The sequence below is a fragment of the Thermodesulfovibrio aggregans genome, from assembly GCF_001514535.1.
Lineage (GTDB): Bacteria > Nitrospirota > Thermodesulfovibrionia > Thermodesulfovibrionales > Thermodesulfovibrionaceae > Thermodesulfovibrio > Thermodesulfovibrio aggregans.
Genome location: NZ_BCNO01000001.1, coordinates 978,734 through 1,001,043 on the forward strand (window position 1 = coordinate 978,734; position 22,310 = coordinate 1,001,043).

The 22,310-nt window shown below is 34.4% G+C and carries 29 protein-coding genes; 8 read left to right on the forward strand and 21 right to left on the reverse strand.

Annotated elements, in window-relative coordinates; genetic code table 11:
- Positions 1 to 10: 10 nt before the first annotated feature.
- The 3 genes from TAGGR_RS04925 to TAGGR_RS04935 are packed head-to-tail and all read right to left on the reverse strand — an operon-like array spanning position 11 to position 3,566.
- The gene (locus tag TAGGR_RS04925; RefSeq protein ID WP_059176228.1) at positions 11 to 1,456 is read right to left on the reverse strand and encodes a hydrogenase 4 subunit D; all 1,446 of its coding nucleotides are present in this window, start codon (positions 1,454 to 1,456) and stop codon (positions 11 to 13) included.
- Between the two features lie 9 nt (positions 1,457 to 1,465).
- On the reverse strand, positions 1,466 to 1,954 hold the full coding sequence (locus tag TAGGR_RS04930) for a 4Fe-4S dicluster domain-containing protein (protein ID WP_059176229.1): 489 nt from the start codon (positions 1,952 to 1,954) through the stop codon (positions 1,466 to 1,468).
- The gene (locus tag TAGGR_RS04935) at positions 1,947 to 3,566 is read right to left on the reverse strand and encodes an NADH-quinone oxidoreductase subunit D-related protein (protein ID WP_059176230.1); all 1,620 of its coding nucleotides are present in this window, start codon (positions 3,564 to 3,566) and stop codon (positions 1,947 to 1,949) included. Before TAGGR_RS04935 ends, TAGGR_RS04930 begins: the two co-directional genes overlap by 8 nt.
- A 107-nt stretch (positions 3,567 to 3,673) precedes the next feature.
- On the opposite strand from TAGGR_RS04935, the gene wrbA reads away from it, so the two are divergent.
- Positions 3,674 to 4,279 (forward strand): NAD(P)H:quinone oxidoreductase, encoded by a 606-nt coding sequence (gene wrbA, locus TAGGR_RS04940; RefSeq protein WP_059176231.1) that lies wholly within the window; start codon positions 3,674 to 3,676, stop codon positions 4,277 to 4,279.
- A gap of 66 nt (positions 4,280 to 4,345) precedes the next feature.
- On the opposite strand, the gene TAGGR_RS04945 is transcribed toward wrbA, so the two are convergent.
- Genes TAGGR_RS04945 through xerC form a run of 9 tightly spaced genes read right to left on the reverse strand, consistent with a single transcriptional unit; the run spans position 4,346 to position 11,788 of the window.
- Positions 4,346 to 5,002 carry a TIGR03915 family putative DNA repair protein gene (locus tag TAGGR_RS04945; protein ID WP_059176232.1) on the reverse strand — a complete coding sequence of 219 codons (657 nt, stop codon included), beginning with the start codon at positions 5,000 to 5,002 and terminating at the stop codon, positions 4,346 to 4,348.
- Complete coding sequence (locus TAGGR_RS04950; protein WP_059176233.1) at positions 4,999 to 6,231, reverse strand: putative DNA modification/repair radical SAM protein; 1,233 nt, start codon at positions 6,229 to 6,231, stop codon at positions 4,999 to 5,001. Before TAGGR_RS04950 ends, TAGGR_RS04945 begins: the two co-directional genes overlap by 4 nt.
- Before the next feature lie 2 nt (positions 6,232 to 6,233).
- Positions 6,234 to 6,569, reverse strand: coding sequence for a cupin domain-containing protein (locus TAGGR_RS04955; protein ID WP_059176234.1), 336 nt, complete (start codon positions 6,567 to 6,569; stop codon positions 6,234 to 6,236).
- 14 nt (positions 6,570 to 6,583) lie between these two features.
- Positions 6,584 to 7,753, reverse strand: coding sequence for a class I SAM-dependent RNA methyltransferase (locus TAGGR_RS04960; RefSeq protein WP_059176235.1), 1,170 nt, complete (start codon positions 7,751 to 7,753; stop codon positions 6,584 to 6,586).
- A complete protein-coding gene (locus tag TAGGR_RS04965) occupies positions 7,750 to 8,334 on the reverse strand; it encodes an FmdE family protein (RefSeq protein ID WP_059176236.1) in 585 nt (194 codons plus the stop codon). Before TAGGR_RS04965 ends, TAGGR_RS04960 begins: the two co-directional genes overlap by 4 nt.
- Positions 8,324 to 9,004: a septal ring lytic transglycosylase RlpA family protein gene (locus TAGGR_RS04970; RefSeq protein WP_161936179.1), complete on the reverse strand. Its 681-nt coding sequence runs from the start codon at positions 9,002 to 9,004 to the stop codon at positions 8,324 to 8,326. The genes TAGGR_RS04965 and TAGGR_RS04970 overlap by 11 nt, the downstream gene beginning before the upstream one ends.
- A 1-nt stretch (position 9,005) precedes the next feature.
- A complete protein-coding gene (hslU, locus tag TAGGR_RS04975; protein WP_059176238.1) occupies positions 9,006 to 10,346 on the reverse strand; it encodes an ATP-dependent protease ATPase subunit HslU in 1,341 nt (446 codons plus the stop codon).
- Positions 10,346 to 10,879, reverse strand: a complete 534-nt coding sequence (gene hslV, locus TAGGR_RS04980; protein WP_059176239.1) for an ATP-dependent protease subunit HslV — start codon at positions 10,877 to 10,879, stop codon at positions 10,346 to 10,348. The genes hslU and hslV overlap by 1 nt, the downstream gene beginning before the upstream one ends.
- Positions 10,880 to 11,788: a tyrosine recombinase XerC gene (gene xerC, locus TAGGR_RS04985; protein ID WP_059176240.1), complete on the reverse strand. Its 909-nt coding sequence runs from the start codon at positions 11,786 to 11,788 to the stop codon at positions 10,880 to 10,882.
- A gap of 127 nt (positions 11,789 to 11,915) precedes the next feature.
- On the opposite strand from xerC, the gene TAGGR_RS04990 reads away from it, so the two are divergent.
- Genes TAGGR_RS04990 through tadA form a run of 7 tightly spaced genes read left to right on the forward strand, consistent with a single transcriptional unit; the run spans position 11,916 to position 15,779 of the window.
- On the forward strand, positions 11,916 to 13,013 hold the full coding sequence (locus TAGGR_RS04990) for an inositol-3-phosphate synthase (RefSeq protein WP_059176241.1): 1,098 nt from the start codon (positions 11,916 to 11,918) through the stop codon (positions 13,011 to 13,013).
- 1 nt (position 13,014) lies between these two features.
- Entirely contained in the window at positions 13,015 to 13,587 is a 573-nt protein-coding gene (locus TAGGR_RS04995; protein ID WP_059176242.1) for a CDP-alcohol phosphatidyltransferase family protein, read from the forward strand.
- Positions 13,588 to 13,629: 42 nt separating this feature from the next.
- The gene (locus TAGGR_RS05000) at positions 13,630 to 14,037 is read left to right on the forward strand and encodes a DUF948 domain-containing protein (RefSeq protein WP_059176243.1); all 408 of its coding nucleotides are present in this window, start codon (positions 13,630 to 13,632) and stop codon (positions 14,035 to 14,037) included.
- A 2-nt stretch (positions 14,038 to 14,039) separates the two neighbouring features.
- Complete coding sequence (locus TAGGR_RS05005; RefSeq protein ID WP_059176244.1) at positions 14,040 to 14,357, forward strand: YtxH domain-containing protein; 318 nt, start codon at positions 14,040 to 14,042, stop codon at positions 14,355 to 14,357.
- Positions 14,357 to 14,704, forward strand: coding sequence for a hydrogenase maturation nickel metallochaperone HypA (gene hypA / locus TAGGR_RS05010; protein WP_059176245.1), 348 nt, complete (start codon positions 14,357 to 14,359; stop codon positions 14,702 to 14,704). The genes TAGGR_RS05005 and hypA overlap by 1 nt, the downstream gene beginning before the upstream one ends.
- Positions 14,704 to 15,348 carry a hydrogenase nickel incorporation protein HypB gene (gene hypB / locus TAGGR_RS05015; protein ID WP_059176246.1) on the forward strand — a complete coding sequence of 215 codons (645 nt, stop codon included), beginning with the start codon at positions 14,704 to 14,706 and terminating at the stop codon, positions 15,346 to 15,348. The genes hypA and hypB overlap by 1 nt, the downstream gene beginning before the upstream one ends.
- Positions 15,324 to 15,779, forward strand: coding sequence for a tRNA adenosine(34) deaminase TadA (gene tadA, locus TAGGR_RS05020; RefSeq protein ID WP_173636698.1), 456 nt, complete (start codon positions 15,324 to 15,326; stop codon positions 15,777 to 15,779). Before hypB ends, tadA begins: the two co-directional genes overlap by 25 nt.
- Here the strand turns inward: tadA and glyA are convergent.
- The 9 genes from glyA to TAGGR_RS05065 are packed head-to-tail and all read right to left on the reverse strand — an operon-like array spanning position 15,773 to position 22,291.
- Entirely contained in the window at positions 15,773 to 17,011 is a 1,239-nt protein-coding gene (gene glyA, locus TAGGR_RS05025) for a serine hydroxymethyltransferase (protein ID WP_059176248.1), read from the reverse strand. The two genes, tadA and glyA, sit on opposite strands and share 7 nt — an antisense overlap.
- The gene (rpiB, locus tag TAGGR_RS05030) at positions 17,008 to 17,460 is read right to left on the reverse strand and encodes a ribose 5-phosphate isomerase B (RefSeq protein ID WP_059176249.1); all 453 of its coding nucleotides are present in this window, start codon (positions 17,458 to 17,460) and stop codon (positions 17,008 to 17,010) included. The genes glyA and rpiB overlap by 4 nt, the downstream gene beginning before the upstream one ends.
- A 41-nt stretch (positions 17,461 to 17,501) precedes the next feature.
- Positions 17,502 to 18,152 carry a hypothetical protein gene (locus TAGGR_RS05035; RefSeq protein WP_059176250.1) on the reverse strand — a complete coding sequence of 217 codons (651 nt, stop codon included), beginning with the start codon at positions 18,150 to 18,152 and terminating at the stop codon, positions 17,502 to 17,504.
- Positions 18,153 to 18,154: 2 nt separating this feature from the next.
- On the reverse strand, positions 18,155 to 18,865 hold the full coding sequence (gene rph / locus TAGGR_RS05040) for a ribonuclease PH (RefSeq protein ID WP_059176251.1): 711 nt from the start codon (positions 18,863 to 18,865) through the stop codon (positions 18,155 to 18,157).
- On the reverse strand, positions 18,866 to 19,672 hold the full coding sequence (gene racE, locus TAGGR_RS05045; RefSeq protein ID WP_059176252.1) for a glutamate racemase: 807 nt from the start codon (positions 19,670 to 19,672) through the stop codon (positions 18,866 to 18,868). It abuts the gene before it with no gap.
- Complete coding sequence (locus tag TAGGR_RS05050) at positions 19,672 to 20,184, reverse strand: GerMN domain-containing protein (RefSeq protein ID WP_059176253.1); 513 nt, start codon at positions 20,182 to 20,184, stop codon at positions 19,672 to 19,674. The genes racE and TAGGR_RS05050 overlap by 1 nt, the downstream gene beginning before the upstream one ends.
- A complete protein-coding gene (locus TAGGR_RS05055) occupies positions 20,177 to 21,136 on the reverse strand; it encodes an N-acetylmuramoyl-L-alanine amidase family protein (protein ID WP_059176254.1) in 960 nt (319 codons plus the stop codon). Before TAGGR_RS05055 ends, TAGGR_RS05050 begins: the two co-directional genes overlap by 8 nt.
- Positions 21,133 to 21,903, reverse strand: a complete 771-nt coding sequence (locus TAGGR_RS05060) for a sulfite exporter TauE/SafE family protein (RefSeq protein ID WP_059176255.1) — start codon at positions 21,901 to 21,903, stop codon at positions 21,133 to 21,135. The genes TAGGR_RS05055 and TAGGR_RS05060 overlap by 4 nt, the downstream gene beginning before the upstream one ends.
- Before the next feature lie 40 nt (positions 21,904 to 21,943).
- Positions 21,944 to 22,291 (reverse strand): alanine-zipper protein, encoded by a 348-nt coding sequence (locus tag TAGGR_RS05065; protein WP_059176256.1) that lies wholly within the window; start codon positions 22,289 to 22,291, stop codon positions 21,944 to 21,946.
- Positions 22,292 to 22,310: the final 19 nt, after the last annotated feature.

Genomic DNA, 22,310 nt, shown 5'->3' on the forward strand with positions numbered 1-22,310 from the left:
AGATATTGCATTACTGCCCTCCTGATAAAGCTTCAATAAAGTAATAACCAATGAGAGGAGAAAGCAGACTCAAAATCAGTAGTATTATCAAGCTAAACTTCATTGACAAAGGTATTGTACAGTTAGCATTCGATACTTTATGTGATGCTTGGCCAAAAAAGACTCTGTGTCCAACAAAAATATACCAGCAAAAAGCAAGGATGCTCTCAAAAATTGCAATTATACCGAAAATATTGGCAGTTGTATTTTTAATCTCAAAGGCTCCTGTAAAAATCATGAATTTACTCCAGAACCCTGAAAAAGGTGGCACTCCTATTATTGCAAACATTCCTGTAAGAAAGCAGGCTGTAATAAGAGGAAATTTCTTTGAAACTCCCTGAAGTTCTCTTATACTTTTTGAACCTGTCGCATAGGCAATTGCACCAACTGAAAGAAAAAGCAGCCCCTTTGCAAATCCGTGGTTAATTATGTGAAAGACTCCACCCATTCCTCCTGTTTTTGAACCATAAATTCCTAAAGATACACCAAAGAGAATGTATCCAAGATGTCCTATTGTTGAGTAGGCAAGCAGTTTTTTTAGATCATCCTGAAAATAGTATAAAATTACAGAAAGCATCATTGTTGAGACAGCGATAATGCCTGTAACAAGAGCTTCATTTTCTGTTAAAGAATAATTGGAAAGATAAATCCTTGCCATCAGATAAACACCTGCTTTAACCATTGCGGCTGCATGAAGATAGGCACTAACAGGTGTTGGAGCAACCATTGCATCAGGCAACCATGTAAAAAGAGGTATTTGAGCTGACTTTGCAGATGCTGCAAAAAACAGAAGTGCAAAAATAACGAACTTGTAGGAAACAAAATCAATTACTGAAAAATCAAAGGATTTTGCCTGATAATACATTAATCCAAGAGCAATTAAAAAGCCCAATCCACCGATATGGGTCATTATGAATGCCTTTAATCCAGAAAACAAAGCCTTTTTTTCTTTTGTGTATGAAATCAGTGCCCATGAACATAGAGTTGTGATTTCCCAGAAGAAAAATAACTGTAAAAAGTTGGCTGCTGTAGCAACTCCAACCATTGCACCAATAAAAAGAAGCATAAGGAAATAATAACTCCCATATGGTTTATAAAATGGATGGTCAGCATTTTGAGGAGACATGTATCCACAGGAGTATAAAATTACAAAAAAGCCAATTACAGTGATTAGAATAAGCAGAATTGATGTTAAAGGATCGCAAATAAGTCCAAAATTAGCATTCAACCACTTAAATAGTGAAAAACTGTAGTAGATTTTAACTTTTGAGAGAGAGGTTTCAAAAATGCTGAGCAGACTGAATAAAAGAGTGAGCAGAGAAAATAAAGAGGCGATAACTGCAGCTTTATTTTTAAATGTATAAGATAGCAAAGCTCCGATAAAAGGTGTTATTAATGTTAAAAGAAGAAAATCCATGGACGCTCCTCATGAAGTTGCTTTTCTTTTACATTCAGCACATATTTTAAGTTTGTTAATCTGCTCTTCACTTTTGTCCTGAAGTCTTTCAATTTGTTTGTTTAACATATTCCATGAAGTAAAAGGCTTCCCACAAACAATACACCTTACCATTTTTATTTTAATTACAATCTCAAGGTCCTTTTTGTTGTCCGTGGCAAGTTCATACTCATGAGTTATGCGGATTGCTTTTTCCGGACAGGCAGCAGCACATCTTCCACAGTAGATACATCTACCCGATGAAAACATCACTATTTTCTCATCTTCGTGAGTTTCAATAGATATTAACCTTGAAGGGCAGGTTCTTACACAGTTTCCACATCCTATACATTTGTTTGGGTCAACCTCAAGTCTTCCCCTCAGATTTTCAGGTGGAGTTACAGGAACAAAAGGATAGGGTCTTGTTATTTTTTTATGTCTTGATGAAAGTAAAAGTGCTTTTATTTTACTTTTAAACATTTTTTAGTTCCTCTGGTGTATAAACTTTCACAGAGTTTTTCTTTAAATCAATAACCTCATATCTTTCAGTGCATGAAAAACATGGATCAATGCTTCCTATAATCAAAGGAGCATCGGCTATTGAAGATCCTTTAAGCATAACAGAAAGAGCCTGATAATTCTGGTATGACGGAGCTCTAACACTCCATCTATAAGGTCTTCCATCAGGACCTGTCATAACATAGTGAAAGAGTTGTCCTCTTGGTGCTTCAATATAGGATATAGCCTCTTTCCATGGCTCAATTTTTGAGACTTTTACTGATGTTTGACCCTCTGGCATATTTTCAATAATCTGTCTGAGAATATTAATTGAAACTAAAATTTCATCCAGCCTAACAAGAGTTCTTGCCCATACATCACCTGTTTTATTTAATGGGACTCTCAGATTTAGCATAGAATAGGCAGCATAGGGAAAATTAACTCTCATATCAATATTTATTCCTGAAGCTCTTGCAACAGGTCCACATACAAAGTATTTTTTAGCATCATCATGTTTAAGAATTCCAACATTTTTAAATCTAAGCTGTATTACTTCATCATCAAGAATAATTTCTCTGAGTTCTATTACCTCTTTTTCTATTTCACCTATTATTTTTTCTATGTCTTTTAAATGCTCGGGTTGAACATCAATGGTTACTCCTCCGACAATATTTATTCCATAGGTTTTTCTATTTCCTGTTATAATCTCGCATATATACATAACAGGCTCACGAATTCTCCACGCCTGCATGAAAAGTGTATCAAAACCAACTATATGAGCTGCAAGCCCAACCCATAAAAGATGGCTGTGAAGCCTTTCAAGTTCAAGAAACATGCTGCGAATGAATTTAGCTCTTAGAGGAATTTCAATATTTGCAGCTTTTTCAACTGCCTGACAGTATGCACAGGAATGTACAAATCCGCAGATGCCACATATTCTTTCTGCAAGAAATGGAATCTGTTGATAATTTAGAGCACTCTCAGCAAGCTTTTCAATCCCTCTGTGAACATAAAAACCTCTGTAGTCAAAATCAACAATCTCTTCTCCTTCTACAATCAGCCTGAAATATGCAGGCTCTTCAAGAGATGGATAAAAAGGACCAATTGGGATAACTGTTTTCCCTTCCTCTGGTTTTTTAAGAGGTGGAGGTTGTTTTGTTTCAGGCGGTTTGGTATTGTAGGAAAAACTTTTTCTTAATGGATGAACTCCTTCGGGCCAGTTATCAGGAAGAACAAGTCTTCTTGGATCAGGATGTCCTTCAAATTTTATTCCGAATAGATCATTACACTCTCTTTCAGCCCATATTACAGCCGGAATTACTTCAGAAATTGAAGATATTGAGAGTTCTGACTGCTCTAAGGGTGTTTTTACAATCACATTCATTCCATCTTTTATAAGTGAAAAGAAGTAGTTGAGTTCAATCTGATTTCTCTGATTGATAAAGTCAATGGCTGTAAGATGAACAAATCTTGCTCCTTGCATTATAAGAATTTTTGCAATTTCTTTTATTTGAGAAGGATTTGCGTGAATAACAAGATTTTCCTCGGTTGTTTCGATTTTTTCAGCGACATTTGCTATGAGATTTTTTTCCATAATTATTAAATTATCCTATCCCAAAAGATTACATAATTGCAAATAATAATTATTAATATCGTGATTTGGTATAATTTAAATGACATAAAAAATTTCAGGAGGCAAGCATGAAAATTTTGATTGTTTATTACAGCACCTTTGGCAATACCTATAAAATGGCAAAATTGATAGCAGAAGGAGTTAAAGAAGCAGGTGGAGAGCCAGTAATAAGAAAATGTCCTGAACTTATTCCAGAACAGGTTATTGCTTCAAGACAGGATATGCAGGCTGGCAAAGAAATGCAAAAAGAAGTCCCTGTAGTCACTCTTGAAGATTTTAAAAATGTTGATGGATATGCCTTTGGAACTCCTACAAGATTTGGTAATGTCTCTGCTCAGCTTAAGAATGTTATTGACCAACTTGGTCCCTTATGGATGCAAAGAGTTTTTGAAGGCAAACCTGCTGGTGTTTTTGTTTCAACAGGAACATTACATGGTGGTCAGGAAACTACAATTCTAACATTTATGAGTGTTTTATTACATCTTGGATTTGTTATTGTAGGAGTGCCATATTCAATACCTGATTTATATCTTACAAAAGGTGGAGGTTCTCCTTATGGACCCGGACATGTAGCAGAGGCGGAGAATAAAAGAGAGATTGATGAGAATGAAGCAAATATATGTAGAGCATTTGGTAAAAGACTTACAGAAATAGCTAAAAAACTTAAAAGTTGAAAAACTTACGAAGATATTACCAGAACTCAATTGAAGACTAAAAAAGCGTTACAGAAGTTCTGTTTGTTAATTATTATTGCGTGATTCAATAAACTCAATAACTGAGTTTCTGTATTTTAATGGTACCTTTTGTTTTTGAACTTTTAGATTCATTCTTTCTTTTATTGATATTTTATCAAAATATTGAAGCCATAATTTTGAGAAAATTTTTTCATTTTGAGTTATTGAGGGTATTTTGCTCTCTATTTTTGCTGGATAGACTCTTCCATTATAACAAAAAACCAGAATATTTCTTTTCAGGTCATGAATTAGAACCTTCTCCTTTTTAAGACGATTTGAGAAGTGATTTGCAACAGGTAAAATTATGTTATTTTCAGGACAGAACTGGGCATAGAGGTAACCACCTTCAATCTCTCTAAATCTTAAAAGCCCTTTCATTCTATGAATTTCTCTCCTTACTCTTTTAGCTTTGTTATGAATTTTCTGGATTATCGGATCAAAGTAGTTTTCTAAACTGTTGCCTCTAAAAGTATCTAAAAAGTATGAAAGATCCGAGAATAAATCCTTATCTTCGCTCATGATAAATAGATAAATAGTTTTTAAAGTAGCACTGTCTAATCTTTTTATCTTTTCAACATAGTCCTCTGTGTCATAAGAAAAAATCGTCATCTGATTAAGTTTAAAAGTTGTTTTTATGTTCTCTATTAATTCAAGTTCCTTCATAGTGATAATTGATATTGAGTAAGTTTTTGTTGATTAAATAGTTTTTTCATCTGTTCTGGTCTATCGTACAAAGCCTTTCCTGCTAAAAATTTTCCTTTTATTGTTATAAAGTATTTTGCCCGATTTGTAACAACTCCTATTTTTTTCAAAGAATTCAGGTCAAGATTGATAAATCTTCTTAGTTGTATAATTTTTCTTGCACTGATTGGACCTATTCCAGGAACTCTAAGTAATGACTCAAGAGAAGCTTTATAAATCTCAACAGGGAAAAACTCTAAATTTTCTAATGCCCAGGAGAGTTTTGGATCAGTAGTTTCATCAAGGAAAGGTTTTTTTTCTGAGACAATTTCATTAACTGAAAAACCATAGAATCTTATCAACCAATCAGCTTGATATAATCTATGTTCTCTAAGTAATGGCGGTTTTGTAGATGGTAATCTTGAGTCATCATTAACAGGAATATAGGCAGAGTAGTAAACTCTTTTTAATTTATTCTTTTTATACAACTCTGAAGTGAGTTTCAGAATATCAAAATCGCTATCAGGTGTTGCTCCAACTATTAGTTGTGTGCTTTGTCCACCTCTTGAGTTATAAAGAGTTTTATTCTGTTGGAGACTATCAATGGTTTTTGTAATAAAATCCATTGTATTAAGGATGTTATCCATTTTTTTATCTGGAGCAAGGTATTCTAAAGATTTCCTGTTTGGTAACTCAAGATTAATACTTACCCTGTCTGCCCATTTTATAGCCTCAGTTATTGTTGCTTCTGAAGTATTGGGGATTATTTTTAGATGAATATAGCCATTAAAATGGTATTTTAATCTCAGAATGGATACTGTTTTAATCATCATCTCCATCGTCTTTTCAGGACTACCAACAATGCCAGAGCTCAAGAAAAGTCCTTCAATATAGTTTCTTCTGTAAAATTCGTAGGTTATCTTTGCTAATTCATCCGGCATGAGAAGTGTTCTATTGATGTCATTCTTTTTACGATTTATGCAGTAAGCACAGTCGTTTATACAAAAATTTGTAAGCAATATCTTTAGAAGAGAGATACATCTTCCATCTGAACTCCAGCTGTGGCAGATTCCAAATCTTGAAGTCGAGCCCAGTTGATTTTTAGCGCTTTTTCTACTTACTCCACTTGAAGCACAGGATACGTCAAATTTAGCTCCATTAGCTAATACAGAAAGTTTCTCATAGATATCTGATGATTTCTTTACCAGCATCTTTACCACAAAGCTGGAGCATGTATTACATATGATTTTAAATCAGTTTTCGCCTTTAGTCCGTGTAATTCTTTGCTTCCAATGACAATGATATCACCTTTTCTTACTGGTTGCCATTCATTATTTAAGTACATTTCACCTTCGCCTTCAATTATAAGGATGCTGTCTATTTCTTTTTCATGAGTATGTAAGGGAATTTCTACTCCTCTGGCAAGCTCAAGTATTATAATACTTAGCTCAGGATGTCTGTCTTTTGTAACAACATATCCTACATTTACTCCGTTAAATTTGGGATGTGGTTGCATCTTAACTTCATTTAAATTGATTTTTAATGCCATAGCTGATTCCTCCCTTATTCAATTTTCATTAAAGCTATATTTTCAATGTGATAGGTCTGCGGAAACATATCTACCGGTTGAACTTCTATTAATTTATATCCCTTTTCTCTAAAAATTTTCAAATCTCTTGCAAGCGTTGAAGGTTCACAGGAAACATAGATAACCTTACTTATTCTTTTTTCTGCAATAGCTTCTATGACTTCTTTTGTACATCCAATCCTTGGTGGATCAAGTACTATAGCATCTGCATCAATACTATGTTTATGTAGAGCTTCCTCAGTCTTCTCACAGAGGTAAGATATGTTATCAAAGCCTTTAATGTTTATCTGAGCATCTTTGTATGAAGAGCGAGACTCTTCAATGGCAATTACCCTGTTTACTTTTTCTGCTATGTACACTGTAAATGTTCCAACACCTGCATAGGCATCTATAACTACTCTGTCTTCCTCTGTTATGTAATTTAAAACTGCTTTAATAAGTTTTTCTGCCTGATAGGTGTTAACCTGAAAGAATGAGGGTGCTGAGATCAAAAATTCGCGTTCAAGAATCTTTTCCGTATAAAACTTCTGACCTGTTTCAATCTCTTCAACTTCCATCTCCGGTTGGATTAGCCATTTTCCTGTGTTTACTCCATATCGTATGGTAACATTGTGAGTCTTTCTCTTCGGTGTTTTTCCCTGTAAGATATTGAGAAGTTCATTTATTTTATGATGCATTATATGGCAGTACTCAACATGGATAAATCTGTGACTGCCCCGCATTCTAAACCCAAGAAGTCTCTGTCTATTTATTGAAAAATCAGCTCTGTTACGGTAATTATAGGGATTTTCAGCTTTTATGGTAAGATTTGTAAAGTCTTCAGGATTTTCAAATCCTCCTATTCTTTTAAGCTGTTCCATCACAACGATTTCTTTTAACTTAACCTGATAGCTATATGCAACATGCTGGAAACTACAGCCACCACATATTCCAAAGATTTTGCAGGGTGGATTTTCCCTGAAAAACGAGGGTTTAACTATATCAACTATCTCTCCTCTTAAATAGTCTCCTTCATCTTTAATTATCCTGACTTTTACTGTTTCTCCTGGTATTCCGTAGGGAACAAATATTACCTTACCATCATGTTTGCCAATGGCTTCACCGAGATGGGCAATACCTGTGAGCTCTATCTCTATCTCATTCATAGAGATTCCTCAAAACATGGAATGCAAAGGATTTTTCCATCAAGAATTCTTGCTCTTACTTCAGCAACCTTTTCTCCACATATTTCACATCTTAAGCTTTTGAAAACTCTAGCTTCTTTTGGAGTTTTAATCTGAGGATAGGTTATTTTGAGAATTTCCTCTTTTTTAGCATTAAGTATCTTGTTTATTTTTTCTGCCTTTCTTTTTTTTACGAACTCTAAAACTTCCGGTGATCTATCCCCCTCCATAAATCTCTGCCAGAGTTTTTTTTCCTCTTCTGTTTCCTTGGATTCAAAGTCAACCGAAATTCTTACTGCCCTGCCAGTTTTTCTGTTAAAGAATGTATAAACCTGTTTTCCATAATCCCTGAATATCAAATTTCCTTTACCAAATGTGCATCCCACCATGACCTGAATTGCATCAACTGCGCAGGAGTCATTTTCTACAATGCATACTATTTCTTCATCTTGACTTCGGTCTTTGATGCCAAGTTCTTCCAATGCAGCTTTAGCTACTACATAACCCATTGCAAGTCCAGGACAGCTATGACCATGAAACTTTATTACATCTTCAAATTTCATCTTTACCTCCTACAAAACCAGTAATTATTACTTTATATCCTTCCTGACCCATCTGTTTTGCTAAATTGAATGCATCATCATAGTTTGAAAACTTTCCTACTCTTACTCTGTAGAAAATTTGTCCTTTTACACTTGCTTTGTTTATATATACATTCTGATATTTAAAGCTCAGAGCTTGCTTTAGTCGCAAGGCATTTTCTATTTCACGGAAAGCTCCTACCTGTATGGTTAAAGGACCACCGATAGGTGTATACTTTACATATCTTACATAACTCATATCTCTTCCTACAGGTTCCATTAAAACTTCTGCTGTGCCAGGTCCTATAAGATCAATTTTTTTAGCTGATGCATATGATAAATCAAGGTCTCTTCCGGGTATGAATGGACCCCTGTCGTTTACTGTACACACTACATCTTTCCCGTTTTGAAGATTTACAACTCTCAATTTTGTTCCAAATGGATACTCTCTATGTGCACATGTGTAGTCATACATGTTGTATATCTCTCCTGAAGCTGTTGGTTTACCATGAAACTCTGCTCCATACCATGAGGCAACTCCTTTCCGTGCTCCCTGTGGGATATACTCTAATTCAGGAGATTTTTTAGGAGCGCATGAACACAGTATAACCACTATCGCTATTATTTTTAACTTTAAACCTATAAGCTTCAATCTATAGAATATATCTACTGAGGTCTTCACTTTTGATTATTTCACTGAGTTTTTCTCTTACAAATTTTGCATCAATCACGATTTTCTGCCCTTTTAGTTCAGAGGCATTAAAAGATATGTCTTCAAGAAGCTTTTCCATTACAGTATGTAGTCTTCTTGCTCCGATGTTTTCAGTTTTTTCGTTTACCTGTTGAGCTATCTCTGCAATCTCTTCAATTCCGTCCTTTGTAAACTCAAGCTGAACATCTTCTGTTCCTAAAAGAGCAATGTATTGCTTGATAAGAGCATTGTCTGGTTCTGTAAGAATTCTTACAAATTCTTCCTTGCCAAGAGAACTGAGTTCAACTCTTATTGGAAATCTTCCCTGTAATTCCGGAATAAGGTCAGAGGGTTTTGATACATGAAAAGCACCAGCAGCTATAAAAAGAATATGATCAGTTCTTACAGGTCCATATTTGGTTGTCACTGTACATCCCTCTACAATTGGAAGAAGATCTCTCTGAACTCCTTCACGAGATACATCAGGACCATAGGTGCTTCCACGAGATGCAATTTTATCAATCTCATCAATAAAAACAATTCCAGTTTGTTCAACTCTCTCAATTGCTTCTTTTGTAACCTTTTCCATGTCAATAAGTTTATTTGCCTCTTCCTGAATAAATATCTGGAATGCTTCTGAGATTTTTACTTTTTTTCTCTTTACACGCTCTGGCAGAAAACTACCAAGCATTTCTTTTAGATTTATCTCAATTTCTTCCATGGCTACATTTGATATAATTCCAAAAGGCACGATTTTCTCTTTCAAATCAATCTCAATGTAACGATCATTGAGAAATCCCTGTCTTAGCTGATTTCTGAGTTTTTCCCTTGTTTCTTTGTATCTTGTTTTCTCTTCTGCTGCTTCATTCATCTCCCTTGAATATCTTGGTTGAGGTAAAAGTATATCAAGAATTCTTTCCTCTGCCATCTGTTTCGCCTTTTCCTGAACTCTTTGAGTATGTTCCTGTTTAACCATATTCATGGCAACTTCTGTAAGGTCTCTTATTATTGACTCAACATCTCTTCCAACATATCCTACTTCTGTAAATTTTGATGCTTCTACCTTTACAAATGGAGCATTTACAAGTCGTGCAAGTCTTCTTGCAATCTCTGTTTTTCCAACACCTGTTGGACCTATCATCAATATATTCTTCGGTAAAATTTCATCTCTTAACTCCTTTGGAAGCATCTGTCTCCGAAACCTGTTTCTTAGTGCTATGGCAACTGCTTTTTTTGCCTGCTCCTGACCAATGATAAATTTATCAAGCTCTTCAACTATTTTTTTTGGCGTAAGATTTTCCATTAGCTTAACTCCTCCAGAATGATTTGGTTATTTGTGTAAATACAGATTTTTGAGGCAATTTCCATTGCTTTTGAGGCAATTTCCATTGCTGTTAGCTCAGTATTTTCGTAGAGTGCCTTTGCTGCAGCAAAGGCATAGGGACCTCCAGAACCAATTGCTGCAACAGGATCCTCTGGTTCAATCACATCACCATTTCCGGAAATAATTAAAATATGCTCTCTGTCAGCAACAATAAGTAATGCCTCAAGCCTTCTTAAGATTTTGTCTGTTCTCCAGTCCTTTGCAAGTTCAACAGCAGCTCTTAAAAGATTCCCCTTGTAACTTTCAAGCTTTCCTTCAAATCTCTCAAAAAGTGTAAAAGCATCTGCAGTAGAGCCTGCAAAGCCTGTAAGAACTTTACCATTGTAAAGTTTTCTTATTTTTTTGGCATTATGTTTTAATACAGTATTCCCCATTGTAACCTGTCCGTCAGATGCCATAACCACAGAATCGCCCCTCTTTACGCATAATACGGTGGTTCCATGTAGTTCCATCTATTTTTCCTCCTCCTTTGAAAGTGGATGAGCTTTATCGTACACATCCATTAAATGTTTTATATCAACATGAGTATAAATCTGAGTTGTTGAAAGAGATGCGTGTCCGAGAAGTTCCTGAATTACTCTTAAATCAGCACCTTCCATCAAAAGATGAGTTGCAAAACTGTGTCTTAATGTATGTGGTCCAATTTTTTCAATAATTCCGATGGCTTTTGCGTATTTTTCAACAATTCTTCGTACCTGTCTGTCAGAAATTCTTTTACCGCGGTTATTTATGAAAAGTGGAGATTCTTCTGCTACAAAATTTTTTTTAATGAAGCGAATATGCCTTACTGCCATATACTTTTTCAATGCTTCCTTTGCTTTTTGCCCTATCGGAACAATTCTCTCTTTTTTACCTTTTCCTCTTACTTTTATTAGTCCTTCTTTTAAATCTATGTCATCTATATTTAAACCACAGAGCTCACTTACTCTTATTCCACTACTATAGAAAAGTTCAAGAATTGCTTTGTCTCTTTGCTCTGTGAACTTGTCCTCCTTTACTGTATCAATAAGCTTGAAAGCATCATCAATAGTAAGAAATTTTGGAAGAATTCTTTTTGTTTTAACTGAGGTGATTACTCTTGCAGGATTAACTTTTATAACTCCCTCTGAGTAAAGATAAGAAAAAAAAGATCTCAGCGTGGAAAGCTTTCTAGCTACAGTTGTTTTTGATTTACCTTTTAGTATCTGTTCTGAAATAAAACCTCTAATCGTGGTAGGTTCAACCTCTGCAGGATGTACGCAGGCGAAATTAAAAAACTCTTCCAGATCCTTTTTGTAAGCTCTTATGGTATGTACAGAATCTCCTCTCTGGAGTTTCAAGTAATTTAAGAAATTATGTATTAATAATTCATGATTGTTCATGTTTAAAAAATATTGTAAAATCCTATGGTAAATTAAATCAATAGCGTTGAGCTTGACATAAAGGCATTTGTTAGTTTATAAAAATTTGTTATTGACATTTTTAAGATAATAAAATGAGGAGCATGGAATGGATAAAATAAAGATTGCTATTGTAGGAGTCGGAAACTGTGCAAGTGCTCTTATTCAGGGAATTGAGTATTATAAAAAATACAATACTACACAACAGGTTCCAGGACTTATGCATTTCAATCTGGGGGGCTATGTTCCAGGAGACATAGAGATTGTAGCAGCCTTTGATATAGATGAAAGGAAAGTGAATAAGCCTCTCAAAGAAGCTGTTTTTGCCAAGCCAAATTGTACCAAAATATTTTATCCAGATTTACCAGACTATCCTGTAAAAGTGTCTATGGGACCAGTGCTTGATGGTGTGGCTGAACACATGAAAAATTACCCTCCAGACAAAAGATTTATTCCAGCCAATGCAGAGCCTGAAGATGTCGTTCAGGTTCTTAAAGAATCTGGTGCTGAGATAATGATCAGTTATTTACCTGTTGGTTCAGAACAGGCGACACGCTTTTATGCACAGGCTGCTTTAGATGCAGGAGTGGCTTTCATAAATTGTGTTCCTGTTTTTATCGCCTCTGATGATGAATGGATTAAAAAATTTGAAAGCAAAAATTTGCCAATAATAGGAGATGATATTAAAAGTCAGATAGGTGCCACAATTGTTCATAGAGTTCTTACAAAACTTTGTATGGACAGAGGAGTAAAAATAACGAATACTTATCAGCTTAATGTGGGCGGCAATACTGACTTTCTTAATATGCTTAATCGTGATAGACTTACATCAAAAAAGATTTCAAAAACAGAGGCTGTAACAAGTCAAATCTCCCATGAAATTACATCTGAACATGTTCATATTGGGCCTTCTGATTATATTCCTTGGTTAAATGACAACAAAATATGTTTTTTAAGAATTGAAGGTGAGATTTTTGGAAATGTGCCGATAAACCTTGAACTCAGACTCTCCGTAGAGGATTCTCCAAATAGTGCTGGTGTTGTAATTGATGCTATAAGATGCTGTAAGTTAGCGCTTGACAGAAAGATTGGAGGATTGCTCATATCAGCATCTGCTTATTTTATGAAGCATCCAAGAATTCAGTATCCCGATGAAGTAGCAAGAACTATGGTGGAGGAGTTTATAGAAGGAAAGAGGGAAAGATAACTTGCTCAGTGAGAAATTTAGTCATTTTTTAGATAGACCATTAGCCCCTTTAGCAAGAGCCTTACCAATTAATCCAAACATTATTACTTTCATAGGAATGCTTATCACCTCATCATCAGGATTTGTAATTCCATTTAATCTCTTTCTTGGTGGAATTTTTATTCTTGCAGGAGGAGCCTTTGATCTAATTGATGGAATAGTTGCAAGGGTTAATGGAAGAGTAACAAGATTTGGTGCTCTTCTTGATTCCACTCTTGACAGAATTGCCGATGGATTCATTTTTCTGGGAATTGCATGGTATTTTTTCAGATTTAATCATGAGGTTGCTTTGCTTATTACTATTTTATGTATGATTGCTTCCTATTTAATCTCTTATGTGAGAGCAAGGGCTGAAGGTATAGGAGTATCCTGTAATGTGGGGATAATAGAAAGACCTGAAAGGCTTATTTTTCTTGCCTTTGGTTGTTTAACAAACTTAATTTATCCTGTACTAATAGTTCTTACAACTTTGAGTTGGATCACAGTAATTCAGAGAATTCTTCATGCCAGAAAACAGATTAAATATTTGCCTTAATGTTGTTTAAAATGGTATCCTTTTTAAAAAGAGGAGGAAAAAATGACTGATACTTTAATAGTTTTGCTCAGTATTGGATATTTCCTTGCCACTGTAAGTCTTATAGCTGCTCTTATTTTTCTAATTGTTGTTGCAGTTGAACTAAGAAGAGGCATTAACGCATTCAAAGAATTCATTAATACAACAAAATCAAAATTAGAACCTACTATTTTTGAAACAGAAAGGGTTATTCAAGGTGTTAGAGCATCAGTTGATGATGTAAACGAAGTAACACGTAAAGTTAAAGAACTATCTGAAACAGTTGAAAAATTAACCTTAATTGTCTCTGAAATTATAAGCTCAGTTTATAGAATAAGAAACTCTGTATCATTAAAAAGCAGTGCCTTGAAGACAGCATTAAGTGTAGCAACAAATGTTTTTTTAGAAAATTTAAAGAAAGGAGGTAAATAAAGATGGATGAGGAAAGAGGTTTTTCTGCAAAGTCAGTATTTTTATCCTTTTTACTTGGTGGTATTGTAGGAGCTGGACTGGCTTTACTTTTAGCTCCTCAGTCGGGTAGAGAAACAAGAGCAAAAATTAAAGAAACAGCAGAGGATGTAAAAGAAAAGGCTGAAACTTATTTAAAAGAGGCAAAAGAAAAGATATCTGCTACCCTTGATAAAGCTAAAGAAACTCTTGAAGAGAAAAAGACTGCCATAACAAAAGCTGTAGAAGCAGGAAAAGAAGCTTACGAAAAGGAGGTCTCTAAAGAGAAGGAGCAAGAAAGCTGATGCACGAAGCATCAATTGCTTATGAATTGCTCAATATCGCAGTAAATGAATGTCACAAAAATGGATACAAAAGTATAGATTCAATAAAAGTTGTAGTAGGCAGAGCAACAGGTGTAATGACTGATGCTCTGCTTTTTGCCTTTAATGTTTTAAAAAAAGACACCATTGCTAAAAATGCAAAGTTGATAATTGAGGAACTTCCAGTTAGAGGAGTTTGTAAGGACTGCGGAAAAGAGTTTGAAAGTAATGAAAATTATATTATTTTTGAATGCCCCAATTGTGGAAGTTTTTCAGTAAATTTGCTTTCAGGTAAAGAACTTAACATAACTGAAATGGAGGTTAGCTGATGAAAGTAAAGTTAACAACAAAAATTCTAGATGCAAATGACAGAATTGCAGAAGAAAACAAAAGAATGTTTAAAGATGCAGGAGTTTATGTAATAAACCTTATGAGTTCTCCAGGCGCAGGAAAAACTTCTTTACTTGAGAAAACTATTTCAGCAATAAAGGATAAAGTTAAAGTTGGAGTTATTGAGGGTGATATTACTGGCACTAATGATGCAGAGAGAATAGAAAGACTTGGTGTTCCTGTTGTTCAAATTAATACTGAAGGAGCATGCCATCTTGATGCAAACATGATAGCTGAAGCAGCCCGAGAACTACCACTTAAAGATTTAGATGTTCTTTTTATTGAGAATGTTGGTAATCTTGTATGTCCTGCAGAGTTTAAGGTTGGAGAAGATATGAAAGTAATGATTTTGAGCATTACTGAAGGTGATGACAAACCACTTAAGTATCCTCTCATGTTTCAGGAATCCTCTGTTTTGCTTATAAATAAAATTGATCTCAAAGATTTACTTGATGTAAACATTGAAAAGATTAAAAAGGACGCTCAATTTTTAAATCCTAAAATCAAAATATTTGAGATATCCTGTAAGACAGGGCAGGGAATTAATGAGTGGACCAGCTGGCTTCTGACGAATATTTCATGAAAGAAGCATTAGAGGAAGCTCAAAAGGCATATGAATTGGGGGAAGTCCCTGTTGGTGCTGTTATAGTTGTTGATGGAGAAATTATTGCAAGAGCTTACAATATAAAAGAAACAACCAATGATCCTACTGCACATGCAGAAATAGTTGCAATTAGGCAGGCGGCAAATGCTCTTGGTGCATGGAGACTTACAGATGCGACTCTTTATATAACAAAAGAGCCCTGTGTGATGTGTTGTGGCGCAATAATTAATGCAAGAATAAAAAGAGTTGTATATGGTTGCAATGATTCAAAAGGTGGTGGAGCTCTAAGTCTTTATAGAATTCTTCAAGATCCAAGACTTAATCATCAGGTTGAGATAAAACACGGCATTCTTGAGAAAGAATGCCGTGAAATTTTACAGAGATTTTTTAGAGAGTTGAGAAATCAATAAACAGGGAATCTCTTACAAAGAGATTGAACCTTTTTTCGCATATCTTTTATAACTGATTCATTAGATATATTCTTTATAACTTTTTCAATAATTTCAGCAATTTCTTCCATTTCCTGTTCTCCCATTCCTCTTGTTGTCACGCACGGAGTTCCTATTCTTATACCAGAGGTGATTGTAGGAGGTTTTGTATCAAAGGGAATTGTATTTTTATTTACCGTTATTCCTGCTTTATCAAGAGCTTCTTCAGCTTCTTTACCAGTAATGTTAAAATTGGTAAGGTCAACAAGCATGAGATGATTGTCTGTTCCATCAGAGACTAATTTAAAACCTCTTCTTTTTAGTGATTCAGCAAGAGTTTTTGCATTTTTTACAACTTTCTTTTGATACTCTTTAAATTCCTCTGTCAGTGCTTCTTTGAAAGCAACAGCTTTGGCAGCAATTACATGAACAAGAGGTCCACCTTGAATTCCTGGAAATACAGATTTATCAATAGCTTTTGCATATTCTGCTTTACACATTATAACTCCGCCTCTCGGGCCTCTGAGAGTTTTATGAGTTGTTGTTGTGATAAAATCAGCATAAGGAACAGGAGAGGGGTGAATTCCAGCAGCAATCAATCCAGCGATATGGGCAATGTCTGCCATTAAGTAAGCACCGACTTCTTTTGCTATTTCAGCAAAAAGCTTGAAATCAATGGTTCTTGGATAAGCACTTGCACCTGTGATAATTATTTTTGGTTTGTATTCATGAGCAAGCCTGCGAACTTCATCCATGTCAATGTATCCGGTATCTTTGTTCACACCGTAAAATACTGTTTTATAAAACTTACCTGTAAAGTTTACAGGAGAGCCATGAGAAAGATGCCCTCCATGAGGAAGGCTCATTCCCATTATTGTATCGCCAGGATTTAATACAGCAAAATAGACTGCCATGTTTGCCTGCGAGCCTGAGTGAGGTTGAACATTTACATGGTCAACATTAAAAAGTTGCTTACACCTTTCTTGAGCAAGTCTTTCAACTTCATCAGCATATTCACAGCCTCCATAGTATCTTCTACCAGGGTATCCTTCAGCATATTTATTTGTAAAAAGCGAACCTTGAGCTTCCATAACTGCTTTGCTTGCATAGTTTTCTGAGGCAATCATAAGGATTTTGTTGCTCTCTCTTTTTTTCTCTTGAAGTATCAATGAATAAATCTCAGGATCAACTTCTTTTAATGCTTTTGTTTTCATTTATCATTAACCTTCCTTTCTATTAGATTTATTTTTTCAAGTCTTCTTAAATGTCTTCCACCTTCAAAAGATGTGTTGAACCAGATATTTACTATCTCAATAGCAAGATCTTTTCCTACTACTCTTCCACCAATGCATAGAATATTAGCATCATTGTGAAGTCTTGACATCTTTGCTGTAAAAAGATCATTACAGAGAGCTGCTCTTACATTTTTAAATTTATTTGCAACGATTGACATTCCTATACCGGTGCCGCAAATCAAAATTCCTCTTTCAACAGAGCCATCAGATACAGCTTTTGAGACTGCCTCTGCATAGTCAGGATAATCAACAGAACATGAGGACTCTGTCCCCATATCAATAACTTCATATCCCTTATTTTTTAACATCTGGGATATAATTTGTTTTAGTTCAAACCCTGCGTGATCAGAAGCAATAGCAACCTTCATTTTGAGTATTATATATGATTAAATCAGTTTTAGTAAATTAATTATGCAGATTTTTTTATTCCAACTGACTTTAAAATTCTAATAATTGACAGATTAATAGTCTCGCTTTTTCTTAATTCTTCCATATCAAGTTCAGGTTCTCCGCATATATCTACTCCAATTATTCTGGTATTTGAATTAATCTTTGAAATAAAATTAAAAAGTTGTTCCGGTGATATTTTCCCCTGTGTCCATCTTGTTTTTAAATACTTCCTATCTATCACATCTTTGTCTATACTTAGATATACGGGAAGCATAAAAGAAGGATTTGTTTCAATATTTGAAGAGTTTATATAAAAAATTTGTTTGAGATTTTTTATAAAACCTGCTCTATAAGCCCACGAATCACATCTTATAAAGTTTCCATCAGAAGCTTTCATATCAAGATGATTGTCAATGATTACAAGGGCAAATGGCTCTTTAATTCTTTTAAGAAAAAGAAAAGATATATAATGATATTCTCCCTTGCCTATAAAGCTTATCAGGGATTGAACAGGAGGAATTCTTTTTTCTATAAATTTTAGTTGATGTTCTGAACACATAAATTTAGTTTCTCTAAGGAATCGCAGGTCAATTTCTGCAAAAGAGTTTTTCCTTAAGTTGCTCTGATAAAAGTATGTATCATCAAAATGCAGTATCAATACATGATACATACTCACTCAATACTGTTTACAACCCTTATTATCTCCCTTATACCTTTTTCTGCCAGAGATATGAGATGAAGTAGATTCTCTTTAGAAAAAGGTGTTAATTCTGCTGTTCCTTGAATTTCTACAAACTTCCCTCCACCTGTCATAACTATATTCATATCAACCTCAGCCTGCGAGTCTTCCTGATAGCAAAGATCAAGACGAGGCTCACCGGCTACTATACCTACGCTTATAGCAGCAATGCTATCTTTAATTGGATTTTCAGTAATCATTCCAGCATTCATTGCCTTTTTAATTGCATCTCTTAAAGCTAAATAACCGCCAGTTATTGATGCTGTTCTGGTTCCTCCATCAGCTTCAATTACATCGCAGTCAATCCATATTGTTCTTTCTCCAAGTTTTTCAAGATCAACCACTGCTCTCAGAGATCTCCCAATAAGTCGTTGAATTTCGTGAGTCCTTCCTCCAACTCTTCCTGCTGTAGACTCCCTCAACATTCTAACTGGTGTTGATCTTGGAAGCATTCCATATTCTGCTGTAATCCATCCTTTTTTCTGGTCCTTTAGAAAAGGTGGAACTTTATTATCTATTGATGCCGTACATATTACTCTTGTGTTACCAAGTTCAATCAAAACAGAACCATCAGCGTTTTTTATAAAGTTTTTTTCAATTTTTAAACTTCTCAGTTCGTCATTTTTTCGTCCATCAGGTCTCATTTATTTTTCCTCCTCAAGAGATACGTTAAAAATGTTTTTAATTTCATAATTTAAAAATATTTCACCGATTTTTTTAAATCTCTCAGGTGAATCTGTTACATAAAAAGTTTTTGCCCCAACCTTTGAATTTTTATTTATAAGTTTTTGCAGAAAAAGTAAATCTTTTACTTCTTGAGCTATTTCTTGAGCAGAATCAACAAGCTTAATTCCTCCCATATATTGTTGAATAGTTTTTTTTAATAAGGGATAATGGGTACAACCGAGTACCAATGTATCAATCCCGCTGTTTTTTAATTCTTTTAGATATCTTTCAACTACCAGTTCCGCAATTTTTCCTTCTAATATTCCCTCTTCAACAAGGGGAACAAATAGTGGACATGCTTTTGAGACAACTTCTATATCTGGATTGATTGATTTAATTTTTTTAGGATAGGCTTCACTCTGAATAGTAGCTTCTGTTCCGATTATGCCAATTTTTCCATTCTTTGTAACTTTTAATGCTGCTTTTACACCAGGTTCAATAACGCCAATGACGGGTATGGGCAGTTTTTTTTTCAGAATTTCAAGACTCAAAGAAGAAGATGTATTACAGGCAACAACGAGCATTTTGATTTCTTTTCTAAAGAGAAAGAAAGCACATTCAAGAGAATATTTAATAACAGTTTCAGCAGAACGGATTCCATAGGGCACTCTTGCTGTATCTCCAAGATATATCAAATTCTCATTTGGGAGCAACTTTGCAATTTCTTTTAAAACTGTTAATCCTCCGATTCCAGAATCAAAAATTCCTATTGGTTTTTCTTGCATTAATTTTCCTCCACTGCTTCTTTTAAAGATGATGTAATTGAGATATGACCTGATATGCTTTCAATTTCTTTACCTTCTACTAATATTTTAATATCTTTTATCCAGGAAAAGTTTTCTTTCAATGTCTTGTAAAAAGATTTAAGTAAAAAGTATTCTTCCTGCAGGGTTTGAGGTATGGCAAAATTTTTTGATAAATCTATGTAAACAATATCTTCCTTATCCCTATATATTCCGAGGATTTTCGTTTCTTTTAGAGGTGATGGTAATTCTGACAAAAAGTTTTCAAGAGTTTTTTCAATGTTTTTTATTTCAGAGCTTTCTTTCTGCAGATATATTTCCTTGGTTAGTAGAGAATTTGAAGAGGGTAAATATATTTTCAAGTTTACCGTTGGTTGCTCTATTTTAGATTTTTCAATAGTTTTTTCACCATATCTAAATAGAGTGAAATAAACTATTGCCACTGTTGTTCCAATTAATGCTAAAGCTAAAAAGATGATAAGTTTTTTACTCATAGTTAGTTTTCTCTGTTTTTACTTTAAAATGTTCCATAATTCCATTCACAAATGTATCTATAATTTTGTCTAAATATTTTTTGTCGGAAAATAAACTCCTTTTAGGAATTTCAATCAATAAGGCAGGTGAAGAAGTTTCTATGAGAAGAGTACCAGGCAGTTTTTCACTATAAACAGGTTCTGAAAAATTTTCTTTTATTTTTTTTATAAAAATTTTTACTAAGTTGTCTTCTTTCAGGAATATTTTTGATGGATCATCTTTTGGTGTATTTTTTTTGATTTTAGACGTATATATAAAAAAGAAATCACCACTTGATAGATGAAGACTAAGAAACAAAGAGGGATTGAGAGTATTTTGAATTTTTAATCTTTTCTTAAGTGATAGTTCCTCATCACTTGCTCTTGTTAAAGCAACCTTTATACCTTTCTGAGCAAGCCTTGATGCAATTTCCTTAGAAATATATAAAACTAAATTTTTTTCACTGTTTTCTTTTACATGTATTCCCAAATCCTGCCCACCATGTCCTGGATCAATTAATATGGATGCTGATTTAATTTTTTCTTCCTGTTGTGCAAGCTCTTCAAAGAAAGCATCTATCACAAGTCTCGATGGAGATTCAAGTCTTGACACTTTTATTTTGGTTATATTAGAAGTTCCTATAATCAAGCTGTTTTCGTTTTTATAAATTTTCAAATCCCTTATTTTGTCATCTTGAGATATAATCCTTCCTTCAAATTCAATTTCAAATGGAGAGGTAAATGTTAGCTTTATTTTTCCATTACTAAGTAAATTTACATTTATTGAATATGTAATTGCAGGTTTTTCGCAAATTAATACAAATCTATAAAAATCCTGATGCTTACCGTACTTTAAGACGATCTTATTAACTTCATCCTGTGCTTTGGCATTAACTGAAAAGAGTAAAACTATTAAGATTAATATTTTTTTCATTTAACAGCAGGTTTGGGTGTTTTTAAGAATTTTATTCCTGTCCAGATTATAATCAAAGCAAATATGACTCTTAGATAAGCGTCAGTAAGAGCATGGGCAATATTGGAACCAATATATGTACCTACAATGATTCCAACAATCAATCCTGGAAGAAGTTCTTTTAAAACATTACCAAGTTTTAAGTGGGTATATGCACCAACTGCACCAGCAGGAACCATACACAAAAGAGATGTTCCCTGAGCTATGTGCTGGCCATAGTTCAATATTATAACAAGGGCAGGAACCATAACAGTTCCTCCACCTATGCCCATCATTCCAGCAAGAAAACCTGCAAAGATTCCGACTATAAGAAGTGTAATAATTTTTGCAATACCTTGAATTTCAAAGTGATATAACTCTGAAAGATAGGGTTTTACTATTAAAACTATAGCTGCAAAAATTAAAAAAGCTCCAAAGGCTCTTTTTAGTTTCCATTCAGGAAGGCTGTGTGCAAATTTTGCTCCCATTCTTGCAGTAAATATTGCTGTTACAGCAAGAATTAAAGAGGCAACAACATCAACTGAACCTTTCATTCCATAAGTGACTGCTCCTGTGATACCTGTAAATACAAGAGCAAATAGGCTTGTCCCGTGAGCTTTATGTTGGGTTATTTTAAGTACAGCTACCATAAGTGGAATCATCACCACACCACCGCCAAGCCCAACAAGTCCACCGAAACAACCAGCGACAATTCCTATCCACAGCGAATGAAGAGTTCGCTTGTTCATAATCAAAAAATTTAATATTTATCAGCTTAAAATGTCAAATCTATTTCTTCTGTTGTAATTCAAAAACTTTTTTAGATGTTTCTGCTGCAGCTTGAGCTTTTCTTGCAGCATCTTGAGCTTGCATCACTGCAGCTTGAGATTCTTTTAAAGCTTCTTCTGATTTTTTCAATGCTTCCTTTGCAGTCCACTGGACAGAATCTACTTTTGAATCAACAGCTTTGATATCTGTTTTAATAGATGAAATCTCTTTGTTCATGTTTTCAAGTTGTTTTTCAATTCTTTCAAGTTTCTGATAAATTGGGTTAGTTTGCTCTTTTACATATTCTTTTGTGGCACATCCGCTCAAAAAAATAAATGTTGCTCCTGCAATCATTAAAAATTTTTTCATTTTTCACCTCCAAAAGTGT

Bases quoted from the DNA above. Each gene is read 5' to 3' on its own strand.
- TAGGR_RS05005 (WP_059176244.1), top strand. From the start codon at position 14,040: ATGGATGAGGAAAGAGGTTTTTCTGCAAAGTCAGTATTTTTATCCTTT.
- xerC (WP_059176240.1), bottom strand. From the start codon at position 11,788: ATGAACAATCATGAATTATTAATACATAATTTCTTAAATTACTTGAAA.
- TAGGR_RS04930 (WP_059176229.1), bottom strand. From the start codon at position 1,954: ATGTTTAAAAGTAAAATAAAAGCACTTTTACTTTCATCAAGACATAAA.
- TAGGR_RS04960 (WP_059176235.1), bottom strand. From the start codon at position 7,753: ATGAATGAGATAGAGATAGAGCTCACAGGTATTGCCCATCTCGGTGAA.
- TAGGR_RS04950 (WP_059176233.1), bottom strand. From the start codon at position 6,231: ATGCTGGTAAAGAAATCATCAGATATCTATGAGAAACTTTCTGTATTA.
- TAGGR_RS05055 (WP_059176254.1), bottom strand. From the start codon at position 21,136: ATGAAAAAAATATTAATCTTAATAGTTTTACTCTTTTCAGTTAATGCC.
- rph (WP_059176251.1), bottom strand. From the start codon at position 18,865: ATGAGACCTGATGGACGAAAAAATGACGAACTGAGAAGTTTAAAAATT.
- TAGGR_RS04945 (WP_059176232.1), bottom strand. From the start codon at position 5,002: ATGAAGGAACTTGAATTAATAGAGAACATAAAAACAACTTTTAAACTT.
- glyA (WP_059176248.1), bottom strand. From the start codon at position 17,011: ATGAAAACAAAAGCATTAAAAGAAGTTGATCCTGAGATTTATTCATTG.
- TAGGR_RS04925 (WP_059176228.1), bottom strand. From the start codon at position 1,456: ATGGATTTTCTTCTTTTAACATTAATAACACCTTTTATCGGAGCTTTG.
- TAGGR_RS05050 (WP_059176253.1), bottom strand. From the start codon at position 20,184: ATGAGTAAAAAACTTATCATCTTTTTAGCTTTAGCATTAATTGGAACA.
- hypA (WP_059176245.1), top strand. From the start codon at position 14,357: ATGCACGAAGCATCAATTGCTTATGAATTGCTCAATATCGCAGTAAAT.
- TAGGR_RS05060 (WP_059176255.1), bottom strand. From the start codon at position 21,903: ATGAACAAGCGAACTCTTCATTCGCTGTGGATAGGAATTGTCGCTGGT.
- wrbA (WP_059176231.1), top strand. From the start codon at position 3,674: ATGAAAATTTTGATTGTTTATTACAGCACCTTTGGCAATACCTATAAA.
- TAGGR_RS04965 (WP_059176236.1), bottom strand. From the start codon at position 8,334: ATGAAATTTGAAGATGTAATAAAGTTTCATGGTCATAGCTGTCCTGGA.
- TAGGR_RS04935 (WP_059176230.1), bottom strand. From the start codon at position 3,566: ATGGAAAAAAATCTCATAGCAAATGTCGCTGAAAAAATCGAAACAACC.
- rpiB (WP_059176249.1), bottom strand. From the start codon at position 17,460: ATGAAGGTTGCTATTGCTTCTGATCACGCAGGGTTTGAACTAAAACAA.
- hypB (WP_059176246.1), top strand. From the start codon at position 14,704: ATGAAAGTAAAGTTAACAACAAAAATTCTAGATGCAAATGACAGAATT.
- TAGGR_RS04990 (WP_059176241.1), top strand. From the start codon at position 11,916: ATGGATAAAATAAAGATTGCTATTGTAGGAGTCGGAAACTGTGCAAGT.
- hslV (WP_059176239.1), bottom strand. From the start codon at position 10,879: ATGGAACTACATGGAACCACCGTATTATGCGTAAAGAGGGGCGATTCT.
- racE (WP_059176252.1), bottom strand. From the start codon at position 19,672: ATGCAAGAAAAACCAATAGGAATTTTTGATTCTGGAATCGGAGGATTA.
- TAGGR_RS05035 (WP_059176250.1), bottom strand. From the start codon at position 18,152: ATGTATCATGTATTGATACTGCATTTTGATGATACATACTTTTATCAG.
- hslU (WP_059176238.1), bottom strand. From the start codon at position 10,346: ATGGAAAATCTTACGCCAAAAAAAATAGTTGAAGAGCTTGATAAATTT.
- TAGGR_RS05065 (WP_059176256.1), bottom strand. From the start codon at position 22,291: ATGAAAAAATTTTTAATGATTGCAGGAGCAACATTTATTTTTTTGAGC.
- TAGGR_RS04955 (WP_059176234.1), bottom strand. From the start codon at position 6,569: ATGGCATTAAAAATCAATTTAAATGAAGTTAAGATGCAACCACATCCC.
- TAGGR_RS05000 (WP_059176243.1), top strand. From the start codon at position 13,630: ATGACTGATACTTTAATAGTTTTGCTCAGTATTGGATATTTCCTTGCC.